The 10,218-nt window shown below is 69.2% G+C and carries 10 protein-coding genes and 2 pseudogenes; 7 read left to right on the top strand and 5 right to left on the bottom strand.

Annotated features, from left to right (window positions below):
* Positions 1 to 11 precede the first annotated feature (11 nt).
* The 7 genes from ACZ3ZD_RS26765 (at position 12) to ACZ3ZD_RS26735 (ending at position 6,388) form a co-directional block, all read left to right on the top strand.
* The gene (locus ACZ3ZD_RS26765) at positions 12 to 278 is read left to right on the top strand and encodes a hypothetical protein (protein ID WP_467402213.1); all 267 of its coding nucleotides are present in this window, start codon (positions 12 to 14) and stop codon (positions 276 to 278) included.
* Positions 279 to 594: 316 nt separating this feature from the next.
* Positions 595 to 990 (top strand): LuxR C-terminal-related transcriptional regulator, encoded by a 396-nt coding sequence (locus ACZ3ZD_RS26760; protein ID WP_467402211.1) that lies wholly within the window; start codon positions 595 to 597, stop codon positions 988 to 990.
* Positions 991 to 1,003: 13 nt separating this feature from the next.
* On the top strand, positions 1,004 to 2,869 hold the full coding sequence (locus tag ACZ3ZD_RS26755; protein ID WP_467402208.1) for an asparagine synthase-related protein: 1,866 nt from the start codon (positions 1,004 to 1,006) through the stop codon (positions 2,867 to 2,869).
* Positions 2,850 to 3,107, top strand: coding sequence for a lasso peptide biosynthesis PqqD family chaperone (locus tag ACZ3ZD_RS26750; RefSeq protein WP_467402205.1), 258 nt, complete (start codon positions 2,850 to 2,852; stop codon positions 3,105 to 3,107). The genes ACZ3ZD_RS26755 and ACZ3ZD_RS26750 overlap by 20 nt, the downstream gene beginning before the upstream one ends.
* Positions 3,104 to 3,529 (top strand): lasso peptide biosynthesis B2 protein, encoded by a 426-nt coding sequence (locus ACZ3ZD_RS26745; protein ID WP_467402201.1) that lies wholly within the window; start codon positions 3,104 to 3,106, stop codon positions 3,527 to 3,529. Before ACZ3ZD_RS26750 ends, ACZ3ZD_RS26745 begins: the two co-directional genes overlap by 4 nt.
* Entirely contained in the window at positions 3,522 to 5,369 is a 1,848-nt protein-coding gene (locus ACZ3ZD_RS26740) for an ABC transporter ATP-binding protein (protein ID WP_467402198.1), read from the top strand. Before ACZ3ZD_RS26745 ends, ACZ3ZD_RS26740 begins: the two co-directional genes overlap by 8 nt.
* The gene (locus ACZ3ZD_RS26735) at positions 5,366 to 6,388 is read left to right on the top strand and encodes a methyltransferase (RefSeq protein ID WP_467402195.1); all 1,023 of its coding nucleotides are present in this window, start codon (positions 5,366 to 5,368) and stop codon (positions 6,386 to 6,388) included. Before ACZ3ZD_RS26740 ends, ACZ3ZD_RS26735 begins: the two co-directional genes overlap by 4 nt.
* 39 nt (positions 6,389 to 6,427) lie before the next feature.
* Here the strand turns inward: ACZ3ZD_RS26735 and ACZ3ZD_RS26730 are convergent.
* The 5 genes and pseudogenes from ACZ3ZD_RS26730 to ACZ3ZD_RS26710 form a co-directional block, all read right to left on the bottom strand.
* Positions 6,428 to 6,930, bottom strand: a pseudogene (locus ACZ3ZD_RS26730) (LacI family DNA-binding transcriptional regulator); the annotation flags it as partial.
* Between the two features lie 628 nt (positions 6,931 to 7,558).
* The gene (locus tag ACZ3ZD_RS26725) at positions 7,559 to 8,023 is read right to left on the bottom strand and encodes a hypothetical protein (protein WP_467402193.1); all 465 of its coding nucleotides are present in this window, start codon (positions 8,021 to 8,023) and stop codon (positions 7,559 to 7,561) included.
* Positions 8,020 to 8,250 (bottom strand): hypothetical protein, encoded by a 231-nt coding sequence (locus ACZ3ZD_RS26720; protein WP_467402190.1) that lies wholly within the window; start codon positions 8,248 to 8,250, stop codon positions 8,020 to 8,022. The genes ACZ3ZD_RS26725 and ACZ3ZD_RS26720 overlap by 4 nt, the downstream gene beginning before the upstream one ends.
* Before the next feature lie 735 nt (positions 8,251 to 8,985).
* Positions 8,986 to 9,703, bottom strand: a pseudogene (locus ACZ3ZD_RS26715) (LacI family transcriptional regulator); the annotation flags it as partial.
* A gap of 66 nt (positions 9,704 to 9,769) precedes the next feature.
* Positions 9,770 to 10,213, bottom strand: coding sequence for a hypothetical protein (locus tag ACZ3ZD_RS26710; protein ID WP_467402188.1), 444 nt, complete (start codon positions 10,211 to 10,213; stop codon positions 9,770 to 9,772).
* Between the last annotated feature and the right edge of the window lie 5 nt (positions 10,214 to 10,218).

The raw sequence follows: 10,218 nt of genomic DNA, 5'->3' as shown, positions 1-10,218 counted from the left end.
AGGATCGCGGCATGACCTTGCGAAATCCTGACCTGCCCGACGGCATCGACAGGGGGAGTGAGTCCACAGATCAACGTGCAGCGCGCCAGTTGCTGGTGCGGGGAGCGGCACTAGCGCTGCTTGGGATCGCGCTGGTGGCAGTCGCGACTCTGGGCTGGCTGCCCTTCGGCGAAAACTCGCTGGTGCGGCACGGGCCGCAGCTCATCGGGATCCTGATGATCAGCCAGGGCGCGTACTGGATGGCCCGGTCGCGCTCGCACGCAGACGACGGCTCCTGATCCGGCGCTGGTCGGTTTCCTGCGGAACAACGACCGCCGGGGGGCCGACCGCGCCATTTTCCTTTCTCAGCCCGGGCGTCCACCGCGCGGATTTCGGACGACTTCCAACCCCTGCCCCTGCTGTGCTCCCGCTATGCGCTGCTAACGCGTGGCGAAAAATCGCCGGTCTCGGGCTTGGCGGAAACTTTACCCCGGATGCCGGTGCTCCGGATCCCTCTGTGATGATCGAAATATCGTTCGATCTGAGACCAAAGGGGGAACGATGAGTTCTTGGGATTCGACGGACGCGCCCCAGTGGATGACCGCCCTTCGGCGCGTGGGACGACTCACCGAACGAGAGCGAGAAGTGTTCGCGCTATTGGCGGAGGGTCCGACCAACATGGACGTCGCCAGGGAAATCTTTGTCACAGAGCGAACGGTCCGTGCGCACATTATGAGCATTCAAGCGAAGCTCGGGTTGCGCACTCGCCTGAAAGTCTGCCTCGCGGCTGCGGCGTACGCCCAAGGACTGTCGCAGACGACAGTGGGCGGAGCGGGAATCGACCAGCAGGATGGATGTCGCCGCCAATGGCCCGAACATGCAGAGGGGGTGATTGCGATGAAGAAGCCTTACCAGGCTCCGAAGCTCACGGCACGCGGTGCGTTCGCCGCCGCCACCGCCGGGTTCGGCAGGTTCAAGGCCGACCAGTTGGTCGGCCGACTCATCCCGTGAGAGGGCGCTTAGCGTGACAAAGGCACTCGGCGGCAGCATCGACCGCTTCGTGATGCTGCCGGACCACGAGGCGGCATCCGCTGTTGCCGGGTGCCTTCCCTTCCGGCCCACCCATCTGGTGTCCCACCCGTCCGGACGCCCCTGGATCCTCGCCGACCTCCCGCACGGCCGGCTCACCGACATACGTGCCGGCGCCGACGCCCTGGTCCTCATCGGCCCGGGCCCGGTCGAGCGCGAGCCGCTACAGGCGGCACTAGGCCGCTGCCGGGACATCGCCGAACTGGACCGCATCCTGGCTTCACTCCCCGGCGTGTTTCACATGATGGCCTGTATCGGCGGCGTGATCCGAGTCCAGGGCACGGCCTCAGGCGTGCGTCGGATCTTCCATACCCGCCAGGGTGCGACCCTGCTGGTCGGCGACCGGGCCGAGACACTGGCCGACTTGGTTGGCTCCCCCGTGGACGAGGCCGCCCTGGCCCTGCGCCTGCTGGAGCCCCTCCCACACCCGCTCGGCGAACGCACCACCTGGCAGGGCATCAATTCCACACCGCCGGGCAGCTACCTGCGGATCGACGGCCGGCAGTACGTCACGACACGTCGGTGGTGGCAGCCGCCTCTCCCGAGCCGTCCGGCGACCGAGGGGGCCACGTCGGTGCGCGAGGCCCTGAATTTCTCCGTCCGTCTCCATCTGGCCGGCCGCGCGACGGTGAGCACCGAACTCTCCGGCGGCTTCGACTCGACCGCGGTCAGCTACCTCGCCCAGCGCGAGCGCACACGGCTGAGCGCCCCGGCAGTACTGGCTATCACGGCCGGTAGTCGGGATCCGCTTGACGACGACCACGACTGGGCGGCCCTCGCGGCGCGGCTGAATCCGGCCCTCGACCACCGGATCCTGCCCGCCGAACGTCTCCCGCTCACATACGACAGCCTCGCGGACGCCGCGGCCGAGCGCATCGACGATCCCTCCATCGCGATCGCGCAGCGGTCGCGGGTGCTCGCCGTTACCGCGCTGGCCCGCGAGACCGGCTCACAGGTCCACCTCACCGGCCACGGTGGAGACCACCTGTTCGTCGGTCTGCCCACCCTCTCCCTCGACCTGCTGCGCACCCGACCGATGGCCGCCGTTCACCGGATCGCCGCCTACCGAAGCATGTTCGGCTGGTCCTGGCCGGACACGGCCCGTCAGCTGGCCCGGCGTGGGTCCTACCGCCGGTGGCTGGCCCGCTCCGCCGTCAGCTGCGGACGGGTTGCGGACTGGCGCACCCCGCTACTTGCCTGGGGCGTGCCGGCAACCCTCCCGGACTGGGTCACGCCGTACGCCGCCGACCTGGTGCGGGGTGAACTCGGCCGGGCCGCGGCCACCGCCCGTCCACTGGCGCCGACACCCGGCCGACACCTTGAACTGGACGGCATCCGTGACGGCGCCCGGCTGGTTCGGGCCCTCACCGACATCACCGGCCATGCCGGCCTGCCGATCTCGGCTCCGTTCCTGGACGACCGGGTGATCGAGGCCGCGCTCTCGACACGGATCGAGGACCGGGTCCAGCCACACGTCTACAAGCCGCTGCTGCGCCGGGCCATGGCCGGCATCCTCCCGGAGCGGCTGCTCGCCCGGACCACCAAAGGCGTCGGAGACCTTGACCTCGCCCTCGGAGTCCGCGAGCACGCCACCGACCTCGCCGGTCTCTGGGCGGACTCGCGCCTTGCCGCTCGCGGGCTGGTGGACGCGGAACGGCTCACCACGCTGTGCGATCAGCCCGAAGCGCCCCAGCTGGACGACGGCGCCCTGCTCACCACGGTGGCCTGCGAACTCTGGCTGCGGGCCATCGACGGCACCACAACCCCTCAGGAGCACACCCATGCCCCTTCACTTACGTGACGACGTGACCTTGGTGGCCACCGACTACGGCGCCGTCCTCCTCGACGAGCGTGCCGGGCGCTACTTCCAGCTGAACCCCACCGGCCGGGTGGCCGCCGAGCGCCTCCTCGCCGGGGACGACACCGACGATGTCGTGGCCGCGATCACTGCCGAGTACGACGTGACAGAGGAGCGTGCGAGAGCAGATCTCACGGTCCTGGTCGGCCAACTGCGTCAAGCCGGACTGGTGGGTTCATGAGCGTCGGCATGACCGTGCCCACGGCACGCCCCAGCGGCCTGCGTCGGGCGGTCACCGTCCGGGCGGCCGTCGTCAGCGGGCTGCTCCTGGCCCGGCTGTCACCCCGTCGGCTGCGCACCGTCCTGGAACGGCTCGCCACCGACGCACGCCCCGTCCCCCACCGGCAGGTGGAGGAGTACTACCGCGAGGTGGTCGGAGCCAGTGCCCGCTGTGCCGGGTGGCAGGGCTGCCTCCCCCGCTCGATCGCGGTTGCCCTGCTCTGCCGCCTTGGCGGCGCCTGGCCACAGTGGTGCGTCGGTGTGCGTGCCACCCCGCCGTTCGCCGCGCACGCGTGGCTGGAGGCCGACGGGCACATCGTGGCCGAGCCCGGTACCCCCGACGACTACCGGGCACTCATGCGAGTCGGGGCGGGCCATGGCTAGCACCGGCCAGGCCACTGCTTCCGGTGCGGACGCCGGTGCCGACGCGGACGCACGAGCCGGTCTGCGCCGTCTCCTCGCACTGATCCGTCCGGAGTCCCGCGGCATCGGCGCGGCCGGCCTGCTCGTCGTCACCGCGTCCGGGCTCGGACTGGCCCAGCCGCTGCTGGCCGGCGCCGTCATCGACCGAGTCCGCACCGGCGGCGGACTGACCGGCCCGGTAGCCGTACTGCTCGGCCTCTTCGCAGCCCAGACCGTCGTCGACACACTCGGCCGCTATCTGCTGGAACGCGCCGGGGAGAACGTCGTCCTGCGCATGCGCCGACAGATGGTGGGCCACCTGCTGCGGCTGCGCATCGCTGTCCTGGAACGGCATCGCGTCGGCGACCTGATCACACGGGCGACCACCGACACCGCCGCGCTGCGAGACGCCGTCAACCGCAGTCTGGTCGAGATTGCCGTCGGCGTCCTCACCGTGGTCGGCGCCACCGTCCTCATGCTCAGGATCGACCCGCTGCTCTTCCTCGCCGTGCTGGGCGTCTTCGTGGTCGCCGGGCTCGGCGTCACCACCGCCCTGGACCGGATCAGGGCGGCGGGCGAGCAGGCGCAGACGGCCGTCGGATCGTTCGCGGCCGACCTCGAGCGGGGGCTGACGGCCGTACGCACCATCCGGGTGAGTGGCGTCGAGGAGTCCGAGTCCGCAGGTATCCTCGCCTCAGCCGAGGCCGCCCGACGGGCCGGCATCCGCGGCGCCCGCCTCGGTGCGGCGGCGGCGCCGGTCACTCAGCTCGCCGCGAGCGGCTCCTTCCTGCTGGTCCTGGTCCTCGGCGGCGCCCGGGTCGCGGACGGCAGCCTCGCGCTCGGCGACCTGATCGCCCTGCTGCTGTACGCCACCTATCTGGTGATGCCGCTCGGCAACCTGCTGGACGGCCTCACCACGCTGAAGCGGGCCACGGGGGCGTTGCAACGCATCGACGACTGCCTCGCCTGGGACGCCGAGCCGGCCGAGCCCGCCACCCGCGCCGAGGTGCGCCCTGCATCCCCGGGGACGTCGGTCCTGGAGTTCCACGACGTGCACTTCGCCTACGACGGACGACCGGCGCTGCGCGGGGTCAGCTTCGCACTCGCGCCGGGCACCCGGACCGCAGTGGTCGGGCCGTCCGGCGCGGGCAAGTCCACCATCCTGTCCCTGATCTGCCGACTGCACGACCCCGACCGCGGCTCGATCCGCTATCTCGGCCATCAAGCCGAGGATCTGACGCTACGACAGTCCCGCTCGTTGCTGGCCCTGGTGGAACAGAACCCTGCCGTGCTGCACGGCACGCTGCGCGACAACCTGGCCCTCAGTGGGGAAACCTCGCCGAAGGCACTGGATCAGGCTTTGCGGCAGGTGAACCTGCACCGGCTGGTCGACCAACTCCCGCAGGGCCTCGACACGCCCGTCGGCGAACACGGCGCACTGTTGTCGGGTGGCGAACGCCAGCGCCTGGCCATAGCACGTGCGCTGCTCAGCAGGCCCGCGCTGCTGCTGCTCGACGAGCCCACCTCCGGCCTCGACACCGAGAACGAGACCGCCGTGTTGACCGGTCTGCGCGGCCTGCACAAGCACACCGCCGTGCTGGTGGTGGCCCACCGGCTCTCCACCGTCCGCGACGCCGACAGGATCCTCGTCGTCGACGACGGCCGGGTCGTGGCGGCCGGCGACCACGACGAGCTCGTCCGCACCAGCCGACGCTACCGCCTGCTGCTCGGCGAGCAGACTCGCGAGCAGCCGCGGGGCCGGATCGGCGGGCCGCTCGTAGGCGAGCCATCCGTCACCAGTTCCCCTGGAGCCACGCAATGAACGACGATCCCGTCGCCCACCAGTTCGCCGAAGCCGTGAGCGGACTGGCCCCCGTTGCCCTGCGATCCGCCGCAACTCTGCGACTGGCGGACCACATCATCGCCGGCCACGACCGTCTGCCGGCCCTCGCTGAACAAGCCGGGGCCGACCCGGACCTCCTCGAACGGCTCATGCGGTTCCTCGTCTGCCGCCAGGTCTTCGACGAACCCCGGCCCGGCGTGTACGGGCTGACGAGTCTCTCCGTCACCCTGCTGGACGGTCACCCTTCGCGCCTGCGATCTTGGCTCGACCAGTCCGGCATCGGCGCCCACCTAGACGCCGCGACCACGAACCTGCTCCAGGCTCTGCACACCGGTCGGCCGCCCTACCCGGAGCTGCACGGCAAGCCGTTCTACGAGCATCTCGCGTCCCACGCCGCAGGCACGCCCTTCGACGGGCTCCGCGGCGACCACGCGGAAAGCTTCGCAGCCGAGTTGGTCAAGTCGTACCCATGGCCCGCCGACGGGCACGTGGTGGACCTCGGGGGCGGTACCGGCGTCCTGGTGGACGTACTCATGAGCACCTATCCACGCCTGCGCGCGACCCTGCTCGACCTGCCGGACGCCGTCCGTCTGGCCACCGAAAGATCGACCGCCGCCGACCATGGCGACCGGTTCACGGCCATGGCCGCGAGCTTCTTTGAGCCGCTGCCGCCAGGGGACGTCTACACGCTGGTGAACGTCCTGCACAACTGGAACGACGACGACGCGGTACGCATCTTGCGCAACTGCGCCCGTGCAGCTGCGCAGGACACTCTCGTCCTGGTGGTCGAGAGGCTGCTGGACGAGGGCGATCCCTATGCGATGACCGCGATGGACCTCGGCATGTTCCTCTTCCTGGGCGGCCGGGAACGCACCCTCGGCCAGTACCAGAAACTGGCCTCTGCCGCCGGTCTGGCGCATGTGGAGACCACGGAGATTCCCACAGGGCTGCGGATCCTGACCTTTTCCCTCGCCCGAGGGCGCTTGTCGGGTGACTGAGAGCAAGGCACCGACCAGGATTCGCGTGGCGCGCTTGTTCGACGAGACCGAGCCGTCGATGTGGCCCATGCGTTCGTCCATGAGCACCACCTCGGTTCCCAGGTCCATCATCGTCCGGCGGGTATGGCGAAGGCCATGGGGTGTGAGTCCTTTGGCTATCGGGAGCCAGCAGGCATCGACCCTTGCGCTGGCACCCCTGCCCCGTGCCGGGACGCCGGGCCAAGGCTCGCCGAGCAAGGGCGCCGGCCGTGGCTCCTGTGGCGCCTGCGTGACCTCGGTGACGCGTTCGGGGTGGTTGAGGACGTTGGACACCGTGCCGGTTGAGACGTCGGCACGACGGGCGACGTCGACGAGCTTCGCGCCTTGGTGGCCGCCTGTGCGCGCCGCGCCTTGCCCTCGGAAGACGTAGGTCTTGCCGCGGCAGGGGCATGGCACGGCTTCGTGCGGGCGCTGTGGATGGCGACCAGCGCGGACAGCCAGTCCATCGAGTCGATGGTGCGGTAGCTGTCGTCCTTCGGCGGGCAGCGCACCAGTTCCCCGGAGGGTCATTGCACACTCCTCACCTCCTGCGGCAGGCAAAGAGGCGCCCGCCCTATGGCAGCTTCCCCTGCGAGCAGATCTCGCTTAGGCGAGGCGTGTCAGCAGACGGACAGCGCCTCAGCGAAATCGAGCGGCCTGCTGTTTGATGAGCCACCCAGATGATCTTGCGCGGCGAGCCAGTCCGCCCAGCACGGGTGTCGATCCGGCGCCGCCTACGGCCCCGAGCAGGCGACCTGGACCTCAGCGGCGTCGGCCCTGGCCCGGCTCTCCAGGCGAGCACGTACGCCGCGCGCTCCGGTGTACGGCCGTACGTGGCACTTGTGTGCCCCATTACTGCCAGGGCGAGATCGAATTGCTCCCTACGGCACGCCGATGGGCGGCAGTTCTGGGTCGGGCGCGCCAGATCAACGCGAAGCGCTACACCCCCGGAGTAGATCGTCCGCGGCAGTTCGCCGAAGCAGGCACCCGCATGCAGCTCCGTCGGCCTTCCCTTGGCCGGACCGTTCGGTGAACCGCGCAGCGATCACGGATCGTAGATCACTCGCGCCGGATGAAGATGATGACGTGCTTCCTGTCCGTCGGGGCGACGATCAGCCGCTGCCCTGTAGATCGACGATCTCGGTTGCACCCTCAGCTCGCGTCCCCCCAAACGGCTTGCAGGTCCTCGCAGCGGACGGTGATCGACGCGTCGGTGAGGGCGATCTCGTGCACGCACCCCCCGTCGTCGCCCGGGAGAATCTCGTCGAGGAGCACGGTGTCGACCAGCATCCAGTCAATGGAGTGCTCATAGTCGATGGAGAAGTGCGTCACGCGCGAGTAGCTGATGCGCAGGCCGGAATCGTGTTTGAACTTGTTGGGTGCGAAGTCCAGGGCCAGCCCGCCGCTCTTGTCGGTGGCCAGGTGAACCCCGGCGAGTTCCAGATCCTTCACACAGCGGATGGCGCCCGCGATGTCGTAGTGCCCGGGGTCGGTGGCGAAAGATCGGGCGCCCGGGGGCAGGTCGGCGCGCAAACGCGGCAGCTCGGCCTGGTAGGCGCGCGCATCCAGACGGAACCCGGACACCTCGGGATCCCAGTCCGCCTTGACGAATTTCATGGACGGCCTTCCTGTGAGAGGGGAGGGCGACACCACTTGTCACCGGAGATGTCCTCGGTTCCCTTGGGTTCGATACGCCCGATTCTGCGCATCGTGTCGATGGCTCGCCCCTTGATGGCATTCTCCACGGCCGGCGGAACGTCGACTTCCTCGGCCTTGAGGCTGTGCTTGTTGAACCAGCCGTCGATGCGGAACGTCCCGACCTCACGGTTGGCCTTGTCGTACACGTGGATCTCGAAGTCCGTTCCGAGGGAGTCGGTGACGACTGCGTCGAACTGAGTGCCTCACTCGGGTTCCGCTTCCTCCGCCAACTGCGCCAAGAACGACGTATTGGCCGCTGACGCGGTCGACTTGTGGCGCGTCTGGGCGACCGGGCGAGGGCTGTTCGGCACGTAGTCCCAGGTTGTCACCCCGCCGTCTGCTGTGGCCTGCTCGGCCAGGCACAGGTCCTCCTAGAAGAAGTCCGTACGGTCGGCCACGGAGCCGTCGCCGACGAGCCGGTGTTGGAGATGCGTCGGCCGAGCGGGCCGTACGCGTACCGCCGCTATATTCTGTCTGGGTTGATCACCTCCATAGGCGGTCCTCGGCGTTCCACCTGTAGGTCCAGGTACGGGTCTGACCGTTCAGAGGCTTGCGGGTCCTGCGCACGAGGCGGCCTTCGCCATCGTGCTCATGGGAGGTGTGGCCGGCCGAGCGGACGAGCGTGCCCTCGAACCGCCGCTCACCGGGTGTCTCGTGGGCTGGCGACGCGGCGCGCGTCAGGTTGCCCGCTGGGGCGTACGCGTAGGTCTCACTCCAGCCGTTAGCGCGCGTACGGGTGACGCGGTCCATGTCATCCAGGTCGAAGCGGCGGGTGCCCGACGTCAGCTCCCGGATTTCGGTGAGGTAGCCGTCTGCTCGATGCGCGTACGTCCGATGCTGGAGGAGGTGGTCAGGGGCCGCGCGGTCAGGGTCTGCGCGGCCAGGACGTTGGACACCGTGCCGGTCGAAACGGCGGCACGACGGGCGACGTCGACGATCTTCGCGCCCTGGTGGCCGCCTGTGCGGACCGCGCCCTGCCCTCGGAAGACGTAGGTCTTGCCGTGGCATGGGCACGGCATGGGCCTCGTGCGTGCGATGTGGTGGGCGACCAGCGCGAACAGCCAGTCCATCGAGTTGATGGTGCGGTAGCTGTCGTCCTTGGATGGGCAGCGCACCAACTCCCCCGTTCGAGTTCGCACAGCTGCCACTCGACCCGGACGGCTCCAGGGCGAATGAACGCGGTCTCCAGGCCGACGATCTCGCCCCAGCGCATGCCGGTGTACCCCTTGAGGACCACGGCGACAAACTCGTCGTCGCCACCAGAGAGCAGGGCCGCGCGCTCGGCGGTCAGCAGGACGCCCAGCGCGTCGGTGACCACCTTCTCCCAACCACGGTCTCGGGAACGGCCCGCACCCTTGCCGTGCCCCCGCCGCCGAGCAGCCGGGTGGACGTGATCAGGCCCTCGTCGATCACGTCCTCGAAGACGCTGGAGGCCGCATAGAGGGCCTTCTCCTTCTTCTCCCACAGGGCGACGTCCGTGCGCAGGGTGCCGGCGAGCGCCTTGTCCTCGAACACGGGGAGCAGGTGCTCCTCGATGTGGCGCTTGTAGTTCTGCATGTTCGAGGCCGCCCGGTCCTGGGCCTCGTACTGCCCTGATGCTCTAAGTGATCGTTTCAGGGTGAGTTGAGTTGCGGGCTCTCCGCTATGGATCTCGGCGGCGTTGCGTCAGCGGACCGTCGTGAAGCTCACGACCGGGCCGTCCTCCGTCTCGCTCGCGACGACCTGGAACGAGCGGTCCGGGAAGGTGTCGCGCAGGCACCTGTGCCAGGAGCGAGCGATCTCCTCGGCCAAGGCATGGGCGGCGGCCTCGGAGTCGGAATCCTCGGGGATGTCGATGTAGAGCGCCAGGCGGAACCGATTCAGCGTGGCCTCGATCGAGGTGGCGTCCCCACCCAGCTGCTCGTACCAGCTGCGGAAGTTGTTGGGCTCGTAGACGCGGTCCCACAGGACGCATCCCTCCACTTCCACGAAGCGGGGTACGAACGCGCGTGAGAATGCCGCCCACTCACCCAGCCCTGCCTGCTGCGACAGGTAGTCGAGGTAATCGGCGTCGTCACCGACCGCCTGTGTCCACTCCCGCACATCCCGGACTCTCAGCGGGTCCATCATTCCGT

This window comes from Streptomyces sp. NPDC023481 (genome assembly GCF_055560195.1).
Note: the sequence above shows the minus strand (reverse complement) of the source record. Positions and strands in the feature narration are given on the sequence as shown.